The organism is Salinibacterium sp. NG22, assembly GCF_015864925.1.
Taxonomy (GTDB): domain Bacteria; phylum Actinomycetota; class Actinomycetes; order Actinomycetales; family Microbacteriaceae; genus Rhodoglobus.
This window is the reverse complement of record NZ_JADYWG010000001.1, coordinates 412,609-433,459: the sequence shown is the minus strand read 5'-3', so window position 1 is coordinate 433,459 and position 20,851 is coordinate 412,609. Positions and strand designations below refer to the sequence as shown.

Below are 20,851 nucleotides of genomic sequence, written 5' to 3'. Positions count from 1 at the left end.
CGTTGAACGCTAAGCTTGGCAGTTGAATGGGTCGGCAAGACGGTCGCGTTATCCGTTAAGGGTACCGAGGAACGTCCGGGCTCCGCAGAGCAGGATGGTGGGTAACACCCACCCGGGGCAACCCGCGAGAACAGTGCAACAGAAAGCAGACCGCCACAGACTTCGGTCTGGGGTAAGGGTGAAACGGTGGTGTAAGAGACCACCAGCGGCCGGGGTGACTCGGCCGGCTAGGTAAACCTCGTCCGGAGCAAGATCAGACAGAAGACGCTAAGGCTGCTCGCCGAGTCTTCGGGTAGATCGCTAGAGGTGTGCGGCAACGTACATCGTAGATAGATGACCGTCCAGCACGAGATTTCGGTCTCGTGTGAACAGAACCCGGCGTACTAGCCGGCCCATTCCTCAGTCTGAATGTGAGCGTCAGGCTCAGCCAGACTCGCCCGTGCGGTCGCCGAGTGCCTTTAGACGACGCCCGAAGTGCCCAAAAGCGTACCGATGAGGAACGTGGTGGCGAGGGCGAGCGCTCCACCGATCACAATCCGCAGCGTTGGTCGCACCCAGCTGTTGCCGCCAACACGCGCCGACAGCGCCCCGGTGATCACCAGTGCTGTCAAGACGGCGATGAAGGTCGCTAGGACCCGGATGGGTTCGGGTGCCAGCAGGATGGCGGCGAGCGGCAGCACTCCACCGATCGTGAACGCGAGCGCAGATGCCCCGGCTGCTTGCCAGGGGCTCACGACGGCGTGTTCGGTGATGCCTAGCTCCGCTTCGAGGTGGGCCGCTAGAACGTCGTGTTCGGTGAGCTCCTCTGCCACGCGTTGCGCTGTTTCTGCGCTGATTCCTTTAGCGCGGTAGATGGCCGCGAGCTCGGCGAGTTCCTCCTCCGGCATCTCGGCGAGTTCTCGTCGCTCTTTCTCGATGAGTGCCCGCTGGCTATCGCTCTGGCTGCTCACGGAAACATATTCTCCCAAGGCCATCGAGATGGCGCCACCGACGAGGCCGGCGACTCCCGCGGTGATCAGGGGAGCGATGGCGGATGTCGCACCAGCGACGCCGACAACAATTGCAGCAACAGAGACAATGCCATCGTTCGCGCCAAGAACTCCAGCGCGGAGCCAGTTCAGCCGCCCAGCGATGTCGCCGGAATGGGGTTCATTGGTGTGAAAGCTCATGGCTATTCCTTTACGGCGAGGGCGGCAGCACCGAGAATGCCAGCGTTGTTGCGAAGTTTGGCGGGCACGATCGGCGTCTTCAACTTCAGCAGTGGGAGAAACTTTTCGTGGCTTTTTGACACGCCGCCACCGACCAAGAAGAGGTCGGGGGAGAAGAGCAGTTCGAGGTGGGTGTAGTAGCGCTGGAGACGCTTTGCCCACGCTTTCCAACTGAGGCGGCGCCGTTCCTTCGCGGAGAATGACGCGCCTTTTTCGGCATCCTGGCGCCCGATGGTGAGATGACCCAGCTCTGAATTCGGAACGAGGGTTCCGTTATAGATCAGCGCACTGCCGATTCCGGTGCCGAGCGTTGTGAGCAAGATCAGACCAGGTACGCCTTGTGCCGCGCCGTAGCGCACTTCGGCAACGCCAGCGGCATCCGCATCATTGACAAAGTGGATGTCGCGGCCGAGGGCCTTCTCGAATAGCGCTTCGGCCTCGAGACCGATCCACTCTTTGGAGATGTTTGCGGCAGACATCGTCTTGCCGTTGCGCACGATTGCGGGGAAACATACGCCAACCGGCATCGACTCGGGAATTCCGCCGAGTTTTTCGATGAGCTCAACGACGACCGCGACGATCGCATCAGGTTTGCCCGATTTGGGCGTCGCGATCTTCATCCGGTCGCTCACCAGCTTGCCTGTGTCGGTGTCGACAATGGCCCCCTTGATTCCGGTGCCACCGATGTCGATTCCTAGAGCCTGAGTCATGCTGTCCTCTTTCGCGTGGTTAGGGGAGCGTCAGATTATTACGGGAGAGTCAAAATTTCGGTGCCACGTTCGGTGACGACCATGGTGTGCTCGAATTGTGCGGTCAAACTCTTGTCGCGAGTGGTGACGGTCCAGTCATCGGCCCACAAATCCCAATCGTTGGTTCCGAGGGTCAGCATGGGTTCGATGGTGAAGACCATCCCCACCTCGATGACGTCGTCGAACTGCGGTGCAGAGTCGTAGTGAGGGATGATGAGCCCGGTGTGAAAAGCGCGGCCAACGCCGTGTCCGGTGAAGTCGCGAACCACGCCGTAGCCAAAGCGCTTTGCATAGGACTCAATCGCCCGGCCGATCACGTTGACCTGACGCCCAGGGGCTACGGCCTTGATTCCCCGGTTAAGCGCTTCTTGCGTGCGTTCAACGAGATTGCGAGCGTCGTCAGAAACGTTGCCGACGAGGAAGGTCTTATTGAGGTCACCGTGCATGCCGTCTTTGTAGGCGGTGATGTCGATGTTGATGATGTCGCCATCTTTGAGCACCGTGTCATCCGGAATGCCGTGACAAATTACTTCGTTGATGCTCGTGCAACACGACTTCGGGAAGCCACGGTAGCCCAGCGTTGACGGGTAGGCACCGCGGGACACCATGTACTCGTGCGCGATCTGATCGAGGTGTGCGGTAGTGACTCCGGGGGCAACCGCCGCACCAACTGCTTCGACGGCGCCGGCGGCAATGGTGCCTGCGGCACGGATGCGGTCTACTTCTTCAGCCGTGTAAACATCTGAACCGGTGAAGGTGCGCGGCGCCTTCTTGCCCACGTATTCGGGGCGGGTAATAGCCGAGGGGACGGCAAGTTGGGGTGGGATTACTCCCGGAACGAGGTGACCAGAATTATTCCGAGGCATTTCAGCAGTCTAACCGCGTAGCCTTGCTCTCGACGAAGGGACGAACCGCATGGAGCAATGGTGGTACAACCACAAGACCGGCGAAGTCGAAGAAGGACCGCAGTCGCTAGCCGTAGATCGTGATGGCCCATTCGATACTCGGGCTCAAGCCGAACACGCCCCGCAAATCATCGCGGAGCGCGCACGCAAGTGGGCAAGCGAAGATTCTGAAGACTAGACGCTCGGAGCATGCACGGGCCGTTCCCGGCCGAGGAGACTCCTAGTAGGAGTGCTCGTGTGTCGGGTACGTACCCGCGGCCACATCGGCGCGGTACTCGTCGACAGCGCCCGCGAGCGTTGCGCGCAAATCGGCGTACTGCTTAACGAACTTCGGGATGCGTCCCTTGGTGAGGCCCGCCCAGTCAGTCCAGACCAGAAGCTGCCCATCAACGTGAGGGCCGGCACCGACACCGATTGTCGGAATCGACAGTGCTTCGGTGATCTTGGCTGCGGCATCCGCGGGAACCATCTCGAGCACGACGGCAAACGCGCCAGCCTCTTGAACGGCGAGAGCGTCGGCGAGCAATTGCTCAAACCCTTCTCCGCGACCCTGAATGACGTGGCCGCCGAGACCGTGCTCGCTCTGAGGAGTGAACCCGATGTGAGCCATCAACGGGATGCCGGCATCCACGATGCGTCGGATCTGTTCGGCGCTGCGCACACCGCCTTCAAGCTTCACGGCGTGTGCCCCGGTCTCTTTCATGAAGCGGAACGCGGTATGAAGCGCCTCCTCGGAACCTGTTTCGTAGGATCCGAAGGGCATATCCGCCACGACAAAAGCGCGCGTAACAGCGCCGGCGACGGCGCGCGTCAGGGGGATCAGGTCATCGATGCTTACCGGCAGAGTGGTGTCGTAGCCATAGACATTGTTGCCAGCGGAGTCGCCGACCAGCAGGAAGTCGATGCCGGATTCGTCGAAGATTCCAGCAGTCAGCTGGTCGTAACTGGTGAGCCCAACGATCTTGATTCCGTTCTCTTTCGCCGTCTGAAAATGGCGAGTGCGAACTCGTTTGAGCTTGGCTTGGGCTTCAGCGGCGGCAGAGTCAGTCATAGCCGCCAGTCTAACGACACCGGCGCAGGGTTCAATTGGGCTACCACGGCGGCGAGTGCGCTGCAGAGATGCCCTAGAGCAAGTACCCTTAGAGCGGCAGAATCGATGTCGCAATCTCGCGGCAAAGCACGGATCGAGGGACTATATGTCAATGGACAAGCAGCGCGATTTCGTTCTTCGCACAATTGAAGAACGTGGCATCAAATTCGTTCGACTCTGGTTCACGGATGTTGTGGGAACGCTCAAGAGCGTTGCTGTTGCGCCCGCCGAGATCGAGGGTGCATTCGCTGAGGGTCTTGGCTTCGACGGTTCTGCCATTGAAGGGTTCACGCGCGCCTATGAAGCAGACATGCTCGCGCATCCCGATCCCACCACTTTTCAGATTTTGCCGTGGCGCGGAGAGATCGACCCCACCGCACGCATGTTCTGCGACATCACGACGCCTGATGGCCAGCCCGCAGCATCTGACCCTCGTAACGTGCTCAAGCGCACGCTCGAGAAGGCAGCTGAGCGTGGCTTCACGTTCTACACGCATCCCGAAATCGAGTTCTACCTTCTCAAGTCGAGCAAGCTCAAGAATGGCAGCCCGCAGCCGGTAGATTCCGCTGGTTTCTTTGACAACGTTCCTGGCGGCACGGCACACGACTTCCGTCGCCGTTCGGTGCGGATGCTCGAAGACCTCGGCATCTCGGTAGAGTTCAGCCACCACGAGTCCGGCCCCGGCCAAAACGAGATCGACCTTCGTTACGCCGACGCACTCACCACTGCAGACAACATCATGACGTTCCGCACTGTCATCAAAGAAGTTGCCATTGAGCAGGGCGTGTACGCCACGTTCATGCCGAAGCCGATGTCTGGCCAGCCGGGCTCGGGAATGCACACCCACATGTCGCTCTTCGAGGGCGACCAGAATGCGTTCTACGACGCCAGCGGGCACTACCAGCTGTCGAAGGTTGGCCGCCAGTTCATGGCCGGCATTCTCAAGCACGCTCCGGAGATCACTGCTGTCACTAACCAGTTCGTCAACTCCTACAAGCGCTTGTGGGGCGGAGACGAAGCTCCGAGCTTCGTCACGTGGGGGCACAACAATCGTTCGGCTCTCGTACGAGTTCCGCTGTACAAGCCCGGCAAGGGCCAGAGCGCGCGCATTGAATACCGTGCTCTCGACTCGGCAGCAAACCCCTACTTGGCTTACTCGCTGTTGCTCGCCGCTGGGCTTAAGGGCATCGAAGAGGGCTATGAGCTTCCGCTCGAAGCCGAGGATGCCGTTGGCGACCTGTCCGAGCACGAACGCCGTGCCTTGGGTTACGAACAGCTTCCGTCGAACCTGAACCATGCGCTGAGCATTATGGAAAACTCCGAGCTCGTCGCAGAGACGCTCGGGGAGCAGGTGTTCAACTTCGTGCTGCTCAACAAGCGTCGCGAATGGAAGGCGTACCGCGCTCAGGTCACTCCCTACGAATTGGAGAGCAGCCTAGAGATCCTCTAGACCCTCCGTCACCATGTCGTCGCCGCCATACACTCTGACCGAACTCGCCAAGCTGGGTTTCTTGGAACTCAGCGAGGCCCGAGAGCGTCTTGTGGCGCTCGACCGCCCCGAAGTGCCCGCAGCGTTATTCGCGCGCGCAGCAGACCCCGATCAGGCTCTTCGGCTGCTCGTGGAACTCTCCGAGGGCTCACCGCAGCAACTCACGCCAGTGCTGGCCAATGACGAGGCCGCAGTGCGACTGGTTCGAGTCCTTGGCGCGTCTTCGGGGCTTGGCGACTTCTTTGTGCGGCATCCGCAAGAACTCGACGCGATGTGTTCGCCCATTGCGCAGCCTTACTCGCCCGAGGAATACGTTGAGCTCCTCACCGAAGTCACCAACGACCTCGAGGGCGAAGACGCGTGGGTTGCGTTGCGGGTGCGCTATCGGCGAGAGCTCGCGAAGCTGACCGCCTGGGATCTCGCGCAGGAAGACCCTCTTGCTGCTGTTGACCGTGTGGCAATGGCCTTGGCCGATTTAGCCGGTGCCGCGCTGGAAGCCTCACTGTCTGTGGCACGCCGATCGGTGAACTTTCCAGAAGCTGACATCGCCGCTACCCGGATTGCCATCATTGGCATGGGCAAGGCCGGCGCCCGTGAACTGAACTACGTGTCGGATGTCGACGTCATTTTCGTCACTGAACCCGACGGTATTAGCGCCGACCGTGCGGTCACGATCGCTACCCCTTTGGCGGTGCAGACGATCCGCGGCATCCAAGACCTCACGGTGGAACCCGCACTGTGGGAGGTCGACACCAACCTTCGCCCTGAGGGCAAAGACGGTGCCCTTGTGCGCACGCTTGAATCGCATCTTGCCTATTACGATCGCTGGGCAGAGAGCTGGGAGTTCCAAGCACTTCTGAAGGCTCGCCCTCTTGCGGGCGACTGGGAGCTCGGCGGTCGCTACATTGAGGGCGTTTCCCCGCTCGTGTGGTCCAGTGCGTCTCGTGAGAATTTCGTGGCGTCAGTGCAGCGGATGCGCGAGCGTGTCACCGAGAACATCCCACCGCAGGAACGCGATGTGCAACTCAAGCTCGGCCCGGGTGGACTTCGCGATATTGAGTTCACGGTTCAGCTGCTGCAGCTCGTTCACGGACAAAGTGACGAAGGGGTGCGTCAAACGTCCAGCCTGCGCGCTCTCATTGCTCTCGCCGAACACGGTTATATCGGCCGCACTGAAGCTGGCGAGTTCGCTCGGGACTACCGCTTTCTCCGGCTGCTGGAACACCGCATCCAGCTGTCGAGACTTCGCCGCACCCACCTCATGCCGCGAGATCAAGATGACCTGCGCGTACTCGCTCGTGCGACGGGCATTGCGACAAGCGCGAAGGATCTCACCGAGCAGTGGCAGCGCACCAAGATTGCCGTGCGCAGACTTCATGAGCGCCTGTTTTATCGCCCGTTGCTCTCGGCCGTGGCCGCTTTGCCCGAAGAAGGCCTCGCGCTCTCGAGCGAGCAGGCCGTCGCTCGACTGGCCGCTATCGGCTTCCTCGACCCCAAAGGCGCACTAGCGCACATTGCGGCGCTCACCGGGGGAGTCTCCCGGCGGGCCACTATCCAGAAGGCTCTGCTGCCCGTGATGTTGCAGTGGTTCTCAGATGGAGCCGATCCTGACTACGGCCTCCTCGCGTTCCGCCGGCTCAGCGAAGCACTCGGTGAGGCGTACTGGTTCCTGCGCATGCTTCGCGATTCTTCTGGGGCTGCAGAGCGGCTCACTCATGTGCTCTCGGCATCCAAATACGTGGGTGGGCTCTTCGAGCGCATCCCCGAAGCTGCAGCGTGGCTGGAGCACGACAAAGAACTCAAGCCGCGCTCTCTTGCGGTGTTGCAAGACGAAGCTCGGGCCATTGTCGCTAGACACAAAGGGCACGAGGATGCCGCGGCCAAGGCGTTGCGCACAGCCCGTCGCCGTGAGATCTTACGCTTGGCCATCGGCTCGATCGTGGGAATGACCACGATTCAAGAGCTGGGCCGCGGGCTCAGCGACGTTACAACGATGATGCTCGAAGGAGCGTTGGCGATTCTCCGTCCAGAACCTGACGGAATAGAGTTCGGGATTATCGCCATGGGGCGTTTTGGGGGAGCCGAAGCAGGTTTCGGTTCCGACACCGATGTCATGTACGTCTACCGGGCAACGGACGGTACTAACGAGGAGGCTGCCAAACGAGCTGACAAGCTCGCCAAGGGGCTCACTCGCATCACTGAGGACGTCAAGCTTCCGCTCGATCTCGATCTCGACCTTCGACCCGAAGGCAAGAATGGGGCCATCGTGCGCTCCCTCGAATCGTATGCGGCCTATTACGCCCGCTGGTCGCTCACCTGGGAAGCTCAGGCGCTCCTGCGTGCCCGTGGCGTTGCCGGCGACGCCGCGCTGCTCACTGATTTCGAAGCACTCGCGAACCGCGTTCGCTACCCCTCCGTGATTTCGCCGCAGGACGTGCGTGAAGTCAAAAGGATTAAGGCTCGCGTGGAGTCTGAACGTCTTCCGCAGGCCGCGGATCCGTCCCGCCACCTCAAACTAGGCCGCGGTTCACTCAGTGACGTCGAATGGTTCGTGCAGCTCTTGCAGCTTCAGCACGGAGCGACGGTCGAAGGTTTGCGCACAACCTCAACACTCGATGCTTTGAATGCGGCGGTCGCCGAGAAGCTCGTGACAGCCTCCGACGCGGCTCGCCTACGTGAAGCGTGGGTTCTCGCCTCCCGCGCACGTTCGGCTATCACCCTGTGGACCTCGAAGACCTCGGATGTCTTACCCACGGATCGACTTCAACTCGAGGGTGTTGCCCGCATGCTCGAATATCCACCGGGCTCAGCGAGCAAGCTCGAAGAGGACTATTTGCGCGCCACGCGTCGCGCTCGACGCGTCTTTGAGCGCCGCTTTTATGGCGTCGCTAATGTGCCGAGGTCGTAAGGCTCGAGGCAAAGTCTGGCTGCTTCTGCCATCGGCTCGGGTTGCCCTGAAACCGCTCCGAATGTTACGGGCATGTTAAACCTGTAACCACTTATGGTGCCAACGAGCGTCCCCCGGGAGCCTGAAAATCGTGTACCCCATTGTGGGGCAGCGGGTGGGTGCATCCTCGGCAGCCCCTGCTCCGTGCGCTAGGGGCAGACTACTAGTTCTACCCATAAATGGGGCGTGGAGCTGTGGCCAATAGGGTTCCTGACGTGCACTTTTCCGCCTTCACCCGAACTCGCTTTCGGCTCCGGTTGCGCCGGGATTCGAGCGATTCGCGCCCTCCTAGTGGGGTACAAAATTGTGCACAAAATGCGACAGCCTAAGTGCCGACACTCTTCTCGAACTCCTGACCCGGGTGAGACCACCTGGAGGTGTAATACGACGAAATACCCGTATTGCGGTGGGCAAATCCATCGGGCAATAATCAAGCAACTCACCGCTGAGAAGCATCCTCAGCGTCGCGGATGATCACCTTTCCCAATCACAATGTCGGGGGCATCCGTGTTCATATTTATTCTGCAACTTCGCCACATGATCGAGGGTCACCCTGAGATCTACATGTTCGCAATCTACTCGTCGCTCATCTGGGCGCTGTGGTTGCTCAAAGTCGTGTTGTCGTCGCGCTACCGTCCGTATACGGGCACGTTCACCGGAACGACGAGCGTAGTAGTGCCCGTGCTCGATGAGCCGGAGGATCTCTTTCGGGATGTGCTCGCCCGCATGGTCGAGCAACAACCGTCTGAGATCATCGTCGTCATCAACGGTGCGCCGAACCCCACACTGGAACGCATCAGTGAAGAGTTCGCTCCGCTGGTGCGCTGGGTGCACACGCCGATTCCCGGTAAGCGCAATGCCGTGATGATCGGTACGGAGCTGTCGACAGGCGACATCACCGTTCTCGTCGACTCCGACACCGTCTGGACCGACAACACCCTTTCGGAGCTGGTGCGGCCGTTCGCTGACGCGAAGGTCGGCGGCGTCACAACACGTCAGCGCATCCTTGAACCGGAGCGAAGCTGGATCACTCGCTGGGCTGACTGGCTGGAGAACTCGCGAGCTCTCTACTCGATGCCCGCTCAGAGCGTGCTCGGACAGGTCGGTTGCTTACCGGGGCGCACCATTGCGTTCCGTCGCTCGATCATGACGCGCGTCATGGACCGCTTCATGAACGAACGTTTCATGGGCGTATTTCTTGAAGTAAGCGACGATCGCACTCTGACCAACCTTGCTCTTCAAGAGGGTCACCGCACGGTGTACCAGCACACCTCGCTCGTCTATACCGATGCGCCGCTTGAGGTCAAGAAGCTCTACAAGCAGCAACTGCGCTGGGCTCGTGGCAGCCAATACAACACGCTTCGCATGCTGCCATGGATGCTGGGGCACGCACCAGTACTGGCCGTCTTCTTCCTGATGGACATTATCCTGCCGTTCCTTTTGGCTGGAGTGATCGCTGGTTGGATCTATCGCGCCATCAGCGGACAGGGATACAACTTCTACGAAGGGTTCCTCTCGGAGTATGGCGTTCAAAGCGGAGTGCTTCTCGTGCTCGCGCTCATGGTGGTGTCTTCGGTACTGAGCATGGCGATCCGACAGATTCGGCACCTCTCAGAGAAACCGATGGACTTCTTCCGCTTGCCGGCGTTCATCATCGTGTCCACTGCCTTCCTCATGCCCATCCGCCTTATTGGATTCTTCAGGATGGGGCATGCCAGCGGCTGGGGCACCCGTGCCGGGGCCTATGCCGGAGGTAACTCCAACGACCTCTTGGTCGGACAGCTCGACCACGACAGTGCGACGATCGCCGACCTGGACTTCGAACCAAGCACTGCTACTGGTGCTGTTGCCGTGCTGGAAGCGCCTCCGAGGCGGTCAACACGAGCAGCTGCTCCTGCGGCGCCACAGCGACGCCGGCTCAACCCCAAGGCCGCATGGCCTTACGTGATCGGTTTTTCAATCTTTGCAGTAGAGGCGGTTTCCATTGTTTTCTTCTCGTAGTTCCCATGTCCGAAACGGTGCAGCAGCCTGGTGGGCTGTCAGCAGCAGCCGAACCCGCTGGACGGGAGTCGGCAGTGCCGCGCTCGTGCTCACGCTCGGTGCGACCAGCGCATTCGTCTGGATTTCACCCAGCAGCACGGTAAATCAAGCTCTCAGCACGGCAGCAAAAACGGTTCTCCAAGCGGACACCGTGGCCGAGGAACGCGCTGACTGGGAGGCAGAAAAAGAGAGCCTGCTGTCGGAGATTGATGAACTTGAAGCGTCGATTGGTGTCGCCAAGAACAACCTGAAAGAAACGAATGCCCAATCCGCAGCGATCCAACAAGAGCTCTGGTCTGTTGAAGGAACGCTGAAAGCTCTTCAATCCAGTCGAGCCGAAAACGCGACGGTGGCGTCACCGTCGAAGTCGAACACGCCCAATACTTCGTCGGGTCCCGCAGCTATTACTGCCCCGTCAAAGGCCGCGATCGTGAACCCAGCCTCGACGTATCTCGGGCTCTATACCGAACAAGCACCGTTCAACTGGGCTACGTACGACTCGACCGCTACCAAGGTGGGCAGCAACCCGAACGTTGTCGGCTACTTTGGCGGCTGGGATGAGGACTTCCGTGCGAATGCGATCACGCGTTCGTGGGAGAAGGAAACACTTCCGATTCTTACCTGGGAGTCACGACCAATTGGTTCTGGCAACGATCAGGTAGAAGAGCCCGACTACACGTTGCCCGCTATCATCGGCGATCCTGAAGCGGGCACGCCGGGAACTTTCGATGACTATTTGCATCAATACGCGAAAGACATCGTGGCGACAGGACTACCTCTCGGCATCCGACTGGACCACGAGATGAACGGTGTCTGGTATCCATGGTCCGAGACAGACGGCCAAGGCAATTCGATTAACGAGAACCGCGTTGGTGACTTCGTCGCTATGTGGCAGCACGTCCACGATATCTTCGCCGAGGAGGGGGCCAACGATCTCGTGATCTGGATCTGGGCACCCAACATCATCAATAACCTTCCGGCGACACATCAATCGTCGGACTTCCTCGACGGGTTGTATCCGGGCGACGAATACGTGGACTGGGTGGGACTATCGGGGTACCTTCGCCCCGCTTACAAGCCGGAGAACGACTTCACCTTCAGCTACACGTTTGACGCAAGTTTGAACGAGTTGCGCCGGATCACTAATAAACCAATCTTCCTGACGGAAATCGGAGCATCCGAGACGGGTGGCCACAAAGCCGGCTGGGTGACCAGTCTCTTCGAGTCGCTGGCGAAGCCAGAGAACGACGACATCATCGGGATCTCGTGGTTCAACCTTGCGGTGACCACCTACGTCGAGGGTGAGCGCTCGACCAATGACTGGCGCATCGACTCTCGCGCAGATTCTCTCGCCGCCTTCATCGAGGGCTTGGCGCGACCTGACAGCGATTTCACCCTCACCGCACGCTGAACCGATGAATAAGGAGCACAACATGAACAGCACAGCACCTTCAGCCCAGAACACCATCGGTCAGTATGGAGACGCAGAACGTCCCCGACTGAGCGTCGTCGGCACCGGATATCTCGGTGCGACTCACGCAGCGGCTATGGCAGAAATGGGGTTCGATGTCATCGGCGTCGACACCGATCCGGCCAAAGTAAAGCAGCTCAGCGAAGGAAAGGTTCCCTTCTTCGAACCAGGACTTCCGGAGCTCATCCGCACGCACGTTGCGAGCGGACGATTGCGGTTCACGACAGACCTTGCTGAGGCTACGGCGAATTCCGACATCCACTTCATCTGTGTCGGTACGCCCCAGCAGCGGGGGAGTAACGCTGCAAACCTCGATTACGTGGAGGAAGCTACGCGGCAGGTCGCCCGCTATCTGACCCACGACGGCCTAATTGTCGGCAAGTCGACCGTGCCGGTAGGAACGGGAGCCCGCTTGCGTTCGATCATCGCCGATTCTGCCCCGGCAGAGGTGAACGTCGAGTTGGTGTGGAACCCTGAGTTCCTGCGAGAGGGGAAGGCAGTCGAAGATACGCTGCGCCCCGATCGGATTGTTCTGGGCGGAGTGTCACCGCGTTCTGAAGCAGCAATGCGTGCGGTCTACGCCATTCCCATCGAGACGGGAACCCCCGTGATCGTGTGCGATCTGCCGACCGCTGAACTCGTCAAAGTGAGCGCGAATGCCTTCTTGGCGACAAAGATCTCCTTCATCAACGCGATTGCCGAAGTGTGTGACGCCTCGGGCGCTGATGTAGCAGTCCTGGCTGACGCACTCGGCCACGACGTGCGCATTGGGCGGCAGTTCCTCAACGCAGGGCTGGGCTTCGGGGGCGGATGCCTTCCCAAGGACATCCGGGCGCTCATCCACCGTTCGAGTGAGCTCGGCGCTACCAAGGCTGCGGCGTTGCTGCAGCAGGTCGATGAGATCAACATGTCCCAACGCTTGCAAGTCATCGGTCTCGCGATCGATGCCTGTGGTGGTTCGGTTCTCAACCGCAGAATCGGCATCCTCGGCGCGGCCTTCAAGCCACTGACTGACGATGTGCGGGATTCTCCAGCGCTCAACGTTGCGGCCGCACTCCATCTCCGGGGAGCTCAGGTCGTCGTCTACGACCCCGAAGCATCCGAAACAGCTCAGCGGATGTTCCCCACGCTCACCTATGTCGACTCGGTCGATGAGGCTGCCGCGGGATCGGACGCCCTCTTGGTCCTGACGGAGTGGGATGAGTTCAAGGCCAGCGACCCTGTGGCGCTAGGGCAAATTGTCGGCAGCCGCGTCATGATCGATGCCCGCAATTGCCTCGACGCCGCAACGTGGCGTGCAGCTGGTTGGTCGTTCAGTGGGCTAGGGGCGTCGTCGTCACGTGCTCCTGTAATCGATGGCACCGGACTGGACCTGACTCGTCGCACGCCGCAGCTCGTGAGCGCCTACTAAAACTCAACCGGGCTAAATAATAAGGGCCGCATCCCGAAGGATGCGGCCCTTATTGTGTGCTGTGTTAGCGCTTAGACGCCGAAGTACAGTTCGTACTCGTACGGGTGCGGGCGCTGTGCGAACGGAAGCAGTTCGTTCGTACGCTTGTAGTCGATCCAGGTCTCGATGAGGTCCTTGGTGAAGACGTTGCCTTCCATGAGGAACTCATGGTCAGCTTCGAGAGCAACAAGTGCTTCTTCGAGCGAAGCGGGCACCTGAGGAATCAGGCGTGCTTCCTCGGGAGGCAGCTCGTACAGGTCCTTGTCAACGGGCTCGTGCGGCTCAGTCTTGTTCTTGATGCCGTCGAGGCCAGCCATGAGCTGAGCAGCGAACGCGAGGTAAGGGTTACCCGATGCATCCGGTGCGCGGAACTCAATGCGCTTTGCCTTGGGGTTCGTTCCGGTGATCGGGATACGGATGGAAGCCGAACGGTTTCCAGCCGAGTACACGAGGTTCACGGGAGCTTCGAATCCGGGGATCAGGCGGCGGTACGAGTTGACCGTCGGGTTGGTGAAGGCGAGCACAGCAGGTGCGTGCTTGAGCAGTCCACCGATGTACCAGCGAGCGGTGTCGCTGAGTCCGCCGTAGCCCTTTTCGTCGTAGAACAACGGGGTTCCGTCGTTCCAGAGCGACTGGTGCGTGTGCATTCCCGAACCGTTGTCGCCGAAGAGCGGCTTCGGCATGAACGTTGCCGTCTTGCCCCACTCGTTGGCGGTGTTCTTGACGATGTACTTGAACTTGAGGATGTCGTCACCGGCGTGAACGAGGGTGTCGAACTTGTAGTTGATCTCACCCTGACCTGCAGTGCCGACCTCGTGGTGGCTGCGCTCAACCTCGAGTCCAACATCGATGAGCTTCATGACGATGTCGTCACGGATGTCTGCGTGCTGGTCAACGGGGGAGACGGGGAAGTAGCCGCCCTTGAAGGGGGTCTTGTTGGCGAGGTTTCCGCCGGCTTCGGTGCGTCCGCTGTTCCAAGCGCCTTCGCTGGAGTCGACTTCGTAGAAGCTCTTGTTGGCGCTTACTTCGTAGCGAACATCGTCGAAGATGTAGAACTCTGCTTCGGAGGCAAAGAACGCGGTGTCGGCGATCCCGGTCGAAGCGAGGTACTTTTCGGCCTTCTTGGCAACCTGGCGCGGGTCGCGAGCGTAGATCTCGCCGTTGCGGGGGTTGTAGATGTCGAAGATGATGACGAGGGTGCGCTCGACGCGGAAGGGGTCGACGTAGGCGGTCGTGACGTCAGGGATCAGTTGGAGATCCGACTCGTGGATCGACTGGAAGCCACGGATCGATGAACCATCGAAGAGCTGGCCGACAGCGAAGAAGTCTTCATCAACTGCGGCGGCGGGGATGTTGAAGTGCTGCTGGATACCGGGGAGGTCGGTAAACCGGATGTCGACGAACTTGACGTCTGTGTCCTTGATAAAATCAAGAACCTCAGACGAATTGGAAAACTTCGGATGAGACATTGAGTGGAACTCCAAGGGGTTCATTTGATGATCGGCTGTCGTTACAACCATCTCTTAGGGTACAGAAGAAGGATTTCGCAATCATCTCCGAATTGTTTCCGGCATGTTACGGAGCTGTGATTCGTTAGGCTGAACCAGTGAATCAGCATCAAGAAATTCCCGATGAATGGCCAGGTAAGCGCTTTGGGCTCCCAGTGGAAGGCCCGCGTTCGATTGGCCGACTGGGGCGCAGGCTCGTTGCTCTCGCTATCGACTGGGGCTTTGCCGTCGTCGTATCGATAGCGTTTTTCAACTACGACGCGTTCGCCACTCTCGGTGTTTTCGTCGCAGCCCAGATCGTTGTGCTGATCACCACAAACGGCAGCTTCGGACATCTCATCACTGGAATGCGCGTCGTTCCCCTTGCTGGGGGCTACCTCGGCATCTGGCGGCCCATCGTGCGCACTCTGTTGATGGCGCTCGTCATTCCCGCCGTCATTTGGGATGTCGATCAGCGAGGTATGCACGACCGCATCGCAGGCACGCTGCTCGTTCGACGCTAACCTCCGGGTTAACGCGACAGAGCCGACGAGCACAGTGGCTCATTGGCTCATTGGCTCATTGGCTCTGTGGCTCATCGGCTCTGGAAGCGCGAAAGGGTGATGCGGATTGTTAGGCGCGCTGTGAGCGCTGTGCGCGGGCCTTCATGGGGTCGACTCCCTTAGGAATCGGGAGGCCGTTCTTGTCGAGTGACGTCAGCCGGTTGGAGACTGCGAGAATTTCGGGCTTGCGAAGAACATTCTTGAGACGGCCGAGGGTGGGTGCGAGCTTGTGCAACGCAACGGAGTCCGCGTCGGGTCCGACATAGATGAAGTGCACGGGAACATTGGGCAGGAAGCGATTCATCTTGCGACGCTCATCTTCCAACATCTTCTGCGTGCGGCTGCGGGGTCCTTCGCCGATGAGTGCGATGCCACCCTTGCCGATTGCGCGGTAGACAGCATCCTGCGTCTTAGGGCTGATCGCAACAGGCATTTCGCTCGCGGTCCAACCGCGACGCAGCGAACTCTTGAGCACGGCACCGACAGCACCGGGCTGGCCGGCAATTTGCGAGTAGGCGGCGCGTTCTGCGCGGCGTCCCAAAACAATGAGGAACGCGAGAAGGCCAGCCATTACACCGGCAATGATGTAAAGCACGAACCCGAAAACGTTGTCCCCGGCGAGAAGGAAAGCCAGAACGAGCCCGACCACAATGGGCAAGAGGAAAGCCAAGAGGAAGAACCAGATTGCGAGGTTGTCGTAGCGCCTCGTCATTTGGAAGACCTGGTACATCTGCTTGATGCGACCGGGTTCTTTTTGAGCCTTCGGAGCCTTCGGAGTCTTTTCGCTGCGTGCCATGCATCTAGGATACGGCCTCTGACGCCTCTATGGATTCGAAGTTCTCACGCGAGGCGTCCGTCGGCCCGTGCGGAGCACTATTCCGAGTCCTGTCCTGAGTGATCTTGTGCGATGGTGCTTGTCCACAAGCGGCTGCTGCAAGCGTCAGCGGGCGCGTATGAGGGCAAATGATGGAGCTGTGAATGACGACTCGATAGCTGGCTACCGCACGGTACGCACCCTCGCAGAGGGCTTATCCTCACGACTTGTTCTCGCGTGCCCGAGTGGTGATATCGAACGGGACGACGCCTCGAGCGTGCGTGTGATCAAACGCTTGCTTCCCGACAGCGGAGCGCTCGACCTGCTCGCCGAGATTGAGTGTCTGTCTCTAGTGCAGGGCGCTCACGCCGTCGAACTGGACGATATCGCGGCGGCCCCTGATGGCTCGCCGGCGCTGATTACGCACTGGCGCACCGCGATAACGCTGAGGCGCGTTATGCGTGAACGACAAACGCTGCGCCCCGGAGAGGTAATCACCATTCTTGCGCCGCTCGCTGCGGCACTGGATCGAGTGCACCGTGCCGGCGTCGCTCTCGGAAACCTGACAATGGACGCTGTGCACTTCGATAGCTCCGGAATGCCCTTCTTTGGAGATTTTGGCTCGGCTCGATTGCACGGCAGCATTCCAACACCAGCGGAGCTGTGCGAGGCGCCGTGGTTCCAAGAAGACCGCTCAGCCTATGCCGTCACGGCAAGCGGCGTCATCGCGGCGATGGCGCTGGAGCATAACCTCCGAACGCCGATCGCGGAGCTGTTGGCTTGGCTGTCCAGCGAGGAGCACATGCGCAGTGCTGAGTGGCAGTGGGAATGTGAACGGCGGCTGTTTGCGCTGGGAGCACCAGAGCCGGTGCGCCTGGGTCCCGCTGAGTCGACGCAGACGTTCGATGCTGTTCAGCACGCACGGGGTAGCGCGGTGACACCACATGATCGACCGCGTCCGCCACGAACCGAACTCGATTCGGTGGTTGCCCTTCCGGAGTGGCTTCAGGGCAGGGTGGGCGAACTGGTTGCCGCGGCGAAGGATCAGGCTGCGCGCGGCAAGACGATTCTTCGGGACTGGTGTCGCCCGATCAGAAAGCGCACATGGGCTCTCGCTGCAGTCGGTGCGCTCTGTGTGGCGTTGGCGGTTGTTGTCGCGTCTTTTGACGGCACCGAAGCCCCGGCCGCTGTCGCTTCTGCTGATGGCGATTCGTCGGCAGCAGAGTCTCACCCCGAACGCGAGAACGAGGGGGAGGAGATCGCCGTTGGCTCATCAGAAGAGGGCGCCTCAGAGTCGTGGCGCAACGACCTCCCTGCTGAGCCCAAGGCGGCCCTTGACGCGTTGCTTTCGACTCGAAACGAGTGTCTACGGGATCTGTCGATCGAATGCCTTGAAGCAGTTTCCCGTTCCGATTCACCTGCGTTCGCCGCAGATTCTGCCCACATTCACAATGTGTTGAATGGTGCAGAGTTATCTTCCGACGTTCTGTTGACTGCCGCGGATGCCGCAGAGATTCAGCGGCTCGGAGACAGTGTCCTGTTCGAGTTCGCTTCTGCCGATGAAAGCAAACCGGCCTCGCTACTTCTAGTGAAGAGCGAGGCCGGTTGGCGAATCAGGAGCTATACGCTGCCTGAGTGAACTGAGATCAGTTAGATTCCAAGCTTGTCAGCGAAGTCTCCGCCTTCGAGGCGGTTCTTCACGTCCACGAGGAAGCCAGCAGCGTCGGCTCCATCAACGATGCGGTGATCGTAGCTGAGCGCGAGGTAAACCATCGAACGGATGCCGATGGAATCACCATTCGCATCGCTGATCACTACGGGCTTCTTGGTCACGATTCCGGTGCCGAGGATTGCCGACTGCGGCAAGAACACGATCGGAGTGTCGAAGAGAGCGCCACGTGAACCGGTGTTGGTTAGCGTGAACGTTCCGCCCGAAAGCTCGTCAGGGGTCAACTTGTTGTCGCGGGTGCGCTGAGCAAGATCTGCGATCTCGCCAGCAAGTCCTGCGATGTCGAGTGACGCAGCGTCGCGGATAACGGGCGTAAGCAATCCACGCTCGGTGTCCACTGCGATGCTCATGTTCTCCTGGGCGGGGTACACGATGGCATTGTCTTCGATCGTCGCGTTGATGATCGGGTGAACGGTCAACGCTTCTGCGGCAGCAAGGGCAAAGAACGGCAGGAATGAAAGCTTCGTGCCAGTCTTAGCCAAGAACTCGTCTTTCACAGAGTTGCGGTAGTTAGCAACTGCAGTGACGTCAACTTCAACGACGGAAGTGAGCTGAGCAGATGACTGCATAGAGAGAACGGCACGCTCGGCGATGACCTTGCGTAGTCGCGACATCGGAACGGTGGTTCCCCGCAACGGCGAGACTTCCCGAGCTGCGGGCGCCGCGGCAGCAGGTGCCTCTGATTCAGCATCAGTTGCGGCTTCGCTTGCAGCGAGAACGTCCTGCTTGCGGATGCGACCGCCGACACCAGTTCCCGTAAGCGTGCTTACGTCGACGCCGCGCTCGTTCGCGAGCTTGCGCACGAGAGGAGTGAGGTATCCGGCTTGCGAGTCATCGCTGTCAGACGCTTCCTCGGCGGCGGGAGCAGACGCAGCGGGTGCTGCTTCGGCTGCAGGTGCCGCTTCGGCAGCGGGTGCCGCTTCGGCAGGGGCCTCGGGCGCGGCGACCGGCGCGGCAGCAGCGGCGGGAGCCGCTGATTCTGCGGCGGGCTCGGCAACTGGCGCTTCAGGCGCAGCAGGCGCTTCGGCTTCAGCAGCGGGCGCCTCGACGACGGGAGCGGGCTCGGCCGCGGGGGCTTCAGCAGCGGGTGCTGCAGCCTCTTCGGTGGGCGCTTCGGCGGCAGGTGCTGCAGCCTCTTCGGCGGGAGCCTCTGCTGCAGCGGGAGCCGCTTCGGCAGGTGCTTCCTCAGCGGCGGGAGCAGCATCTGCGCCGCCCGATCCGTCGCCGATTTTTACCAGCGCGGTGCCAACTTCTACTGTTTCGTCTTCGGCAACCAAGATCTCTTCGATGACTCCGGCAACGGGAGAAGGAATCTCCGTGTCGACCTTGTCAGTGGAGACCTCGAGCAGGGGCTCGTCAACCTCTACACGCTCGCCGACTTGCTTCAGCCAGCGGGTCACCGTGCCCTCGGTGACACTCTCTCCGAGTGCCGGAAGGTTAACGGATTCGCTCATCAGTACTGCTCCTTTGTGATGCTTGTCATCAATAGCTTAGTTCCGTGGTTAGGCGGAGCCTAGACCGCGTGCAGCGGCTTGCCGGCCAGGGCGAGGAATGCCTCGCCGAGAGCCTCGTTTTGGGTGGGGTGTGCGTGAAGCAACGGGGTGATGTCTTCGGGGTGTGCTTCCCAGTTGACGATCAGTTGTGCTTCACCGATCAGTTCGCCAACGCGGGCTCCGATCATGTGAACTCCGACGACTGGACCGTCGACTACGCGAACGACCTTGATGGAACCAGCGGTGCCGATGATGGCGCTCTTGCCGTTTCCGCTGAGGTTGTAGTCGTAGGCCTTGACGTTGTCAGCGCCGTGGGCTTCGATCGCCTTTGCTTCGCTCAGGCCGATGGACGCTACCTCAGGGTCGCTGTAGGTGACCTTCGGAATGTGGAGGTCATCAATCACGATGGGCTTGAGGCCAGCGAGTTCTTCGACAACGAAGATTCCTTGCTGGAATCCACGGTGAGCGAGCTGGAGGCCAGGAACGATGTCTCCGACGGCGTAGACGCCAGGAATGTTGGTGGCGAGGCGCTCGTTCGTGAGAACGAAGCCGCGGTCCATCTCAATGCCGACTTCTTCGAAGCCGAGTCCAGCGGTCGACGGGCCACGGCCGACGGCAACGAGCAGGAGCTCGGCTTCGACCGTTTCGCCGTTTTCCAAAGTAACGACGACGCCGTCGTCGTTCTGCTCGACGCTCTTGAAGCGAACGCCGGTGTGGAAGTTGATGCCACGACGGCGGAATGCTCGTTCAAACTGCTTGCTGACCGACTCGTCTTCCATGGGAACGAGGTGGGGGAGACCTTCAATAATGGTGACGTCGGCTCCCCAGCTCTTCCAGACGCTCGAGAATTCAACGCCGATGACGCCGCCACCGAGCACTGCGACCTTCTTCGGAACGAAGTCGAGTTCAAGTGCCTGTTCGGAGGTGATGACGCGGCCACCGATTTCGAGTCCTGGCAGCGAGCGAGAGTAGGAGCCAGTCGCCAAAATGACGTTCTTGCCTACTACGGTGTCTTCGCCAACCTGAACGGTGTTGGGCGCGACGAGCTTGCCTTCGCCCTCGATGACGGTGATACCGCGCATCTTGATGAGGCCCTGCAGGCCCTTGTACTTGCTCGCGACGATGTCTTGGCGGTACTTGGTTACCGCTGAGATGTCGATGCCGTCGAGTGTGGCGGTGACACCATACTTCGCTGCTTCGCGCGTCACGTCAGCGACCTCTGCGGAGTGCAAAAGTGCCTTGGTCGGAATGCAGCCCACGTGCAGGCAAGTGCCACCGAGCTTGTTCTTCTCGATCAGGCCAACGGTCATCCCGAGTTCGGCGGCGCGCAACGCAGCTGCGTAGCCACCGCTTCCTCCACCAAGAACGACAAGGTCAAAATTGTGCTCAGCCAATACAGCAGCTCCTCTGTAAGGA

General features: G+C 60.1%; 16 protein-coding genes and 1 other RNA gene. 9 read left to right on the top strand and 8 right to left on the bottom strand.

All coding sequences use genetic code 11. The features are described from left to right. The first annotated feature begins 27 nt into the window (after window positions 1-27). Window positions 28-399, top strand: an RNA gene (gene rnpB, locus I6E81_RS02115) — RNase P RNA component class A. Window positions 400-458: 59 nt separating this feature from the next. On the opposite strand, the gene I6E81_RS02110 is transcribed toward rnpB, so the two are convergent. Genes I6E81_RS02110 through map form a run of 3 tightly spaced genes read right to left on the bottom strand, consistent with a single transcriptional unit; the run spans window position 459 to window position 2,823 of the window. Continuing rightward, complete coding sequence (locus I6E81_RS02110) at window positions 459-1,169, bottom strand: VIT family protein (protein WP_197105768.1); 711 nt, start codon at window positions 1,167-1,169, stop codon at window positions 459-461. A gap of 2 nt (window positions 1,170-1,171) precedes the next feature. Beyond that, on the bottom strand, window positions 1,172-1,918 hold the full coding sequence (gene ppgK, locus I6E81_RS02105; RefSeq protein ID WP_197105767.1) for a polyphosphate--glucose phosphotransferase: 747 nt from the start codon (window positions 1,916-1,918) through the stop codon (window positions 1,172-1,174). Between the two features lie 38 nt (window positions 1,919-1,956). Continuing rightward, window positions 1,957-2,823 (bottom strand): type I methionyl aminopeptidase, encoded by an 867-nt coding sequence (map, locus tag I6E81_RS02100; protein WP_197105766.1) that lies wholly within the window; start codon window positions 2,821-2,823, stop codon window positions 1,957-1,959. 49 nt (window positions 2,824-2,872) lie between these two features. Between map and I6E81_RS02095 the strand changes: the two genes are divergently transcribed. Next, complete coding sequence (locus I6E81_RS02095; protein WP_197105765.1) at window positions 2,873-3,040, top strand: methionine aminopeptidase; 168 nt, start codon at window positions 2,873-2,875, stop codon at window positions 3,038-3,040. Window positions 3,041-3,082: 42 nt separating this feature from the next. On the opposite strand, the gene panB is transcribed toward I6E81_RS02095, so the two are convergent. Continuing rightward, complete coding sequence (gene panB / locus I6E81_RS02090; protein WP_197105764.1) at window positions 3,083-3,913, bottom strand: 3-methyl-2-oxobutanoate hydroxymethyltransferase; 831 nt, start codon at window positions 3,911-3,913, stop codon at window positions 3,083-3,085. A gap of 151 nt (window positions 3,914-4,064) precedes the next feature. Between panB and I6E81_RS02085 the strand changes: the two genes are divergently transcribed. The 5 genes from I6E81_RS02085 to I6E81_RS02065 all read left to right on the top strand — a co-directional run bounded on the left by I6E81_RS02085 (window position 4,065) and on the right by I6E81_RS02065 (window position 13,310). After that, complete coding sequence (locus I6E81_RS02085) at window positions 4,065-5,402, top strand: glutamine synthetase family protein (RefSeq protein WP_197105763.1); 1,338 nt, start codon at window positions 4,065-4,067, stop codon at window positions 5,400-5,402. Window positions 5,403-5,415: 13 nt separating this feature from the next. Then, entirely contained in the window at window positions 5,416-8,349 is a 2,934-nt protein-coding gene (locus I6E81_RS02080; RefSeq protein WP_197105762.1) for a bifunctional [glutamine synthetase] adenylyltransferase/[glutamine synthetase]-adenylyl-L-tyrosine phosphorylase, read from the top strand. A 546-nt stretch (window positions 8,350-8,895) separates the two neighbouring features. Then, window positions 8,896-10,389, top strand: coding sequence for a glycosyltransferase family 2 protein (locus tag I6E81_RS02075; RefSeq protein WP_197105761.1), 1,494 nt, complete (start codon window positions 8,896-8,898; stop codon window positions 10,387-10,389). Next, window positions 10,373-11,839, top strand: a complete 1,467-nt coding sequence (locus I6E81_RS02070; protein WP_197105760.1) for a glycosyl hydrolase — start codon at window positions 10,373-10,375, stop codon at window positions 11,837-11,839. The genes I6E81_RS02075 and I6E81_RS02070 overlap by 17 nt, the downstream gene beginning before the upstream one ends. Before the next feature lie 22 nt (window positions 11,840-11,861). Next, window positions 11,862-13,310, top strand: a complete 1,449-nt coding sequence (locus tag I6E81_RS02065) for a UDP-glucose/GDP-mannose dehydrogenase family protein (protein WP_197105759.1) — start codon at window positions 11,862-11,864, stop codon at window positions 13,308-13,310. Window positions 13,311-13,381: 71 nt separating this feature from the next. Here the strand turns inward: I6E81_RS02065 and glnA are convergent, their stop codons facing one another. Next, a complete protein-coding gene (gene glnA / locus I6E81_RS02060) occupies window positions 13,382-14,818 on the bottom strand; it encodes a type I glutamate--ammonia ligase (protein WP_197105758.1) in 1,437 nt (478 codons plus the stop codon). Window positions 14,819-14,955: 137 nt separating this feature from the next. On the opposite strand from glnA, the gene I6E81_RS02055 reads away from it, so the two are divergent. Continuing rightward, window positions 14,956-15,360, top strand: a complete 405-nt coding sequence (locus I6E81_RS02055; RefSeq protein ID WP_197105757.1) for an RDD family protein — start codon at window positions 14,956-14,958, stop codon at window positions 15,358-15,360. Window positions 15,361-15,469: 109 nt separating this feature from the next. Here the strand turns inward: I6E81_RS02055 and I6E81_RS02050 are convergent, their stop codons facing one another. Beyond that, window positions 15,470-16,195 (bottom strand): DUF4191 domain-containing protein, encoded by a 726-nt coding sequence (locus tag I6E81_RS02050; RefSeq protein ID WP_197105756.1) that lies wholly within the window; start codon window positions 16,193-16,195, stop codon window positions 15,470-15,472. A 178-nt stretch (window positions 16,196-16,373) separates the two neighbouring features. On the opposite strand from I6E81_RS02050, the gene I6E81_RS02045 reads away from it, so the two are divergent. Then, window positions 16,374-17,852, top strand: a complete 1,479-nt coding sequence (locus I6E81_RS02045) for a hypothetical protein (RefSeq protein WP_197105755.1) — start codon at window positions 16,374-16,376, stop codon at window positions 17,850-17,852. A gap of 11 nt (window positions 17,853-17,863) precedes the next feature. Here I6E81_RS02045 and sucB read toward each other — a convergent pair whose 3' ends face one another. After that, window positions 17,864-19,396 carry a 2-oxoglutarate dehydrogenase, E2 component, dihydrolipoamide succinyltransferase gene (gene sucB / locus I6E81_RS02040; protein WP_197105754.1) on the bottom strand — a complete coding sequence of 511 codons (1,533 nt, stop codon included), beginning with the start codon at window positions 19,394-19,396 and terminating at the stop codon, window positions 17,864-17,866. A gap of 59 nt (window positions 19,397-19,455) precedes the next feature. After that, window positions 19,456-20,829 (bottom strand): dihydrolipoyl dehydrogenase, encoded by a 1,374-nt coding sequence (gene lpdA, locus I6E81_RS02035; protein ID WP_197105753.1) that lies wholly within the window; start codon window positions 20,827-20,829, stop codon window positions 19,456-19,458. Between the last annotated feature and the right edge of the window lie 22 nt (window positions 20,830-20,851).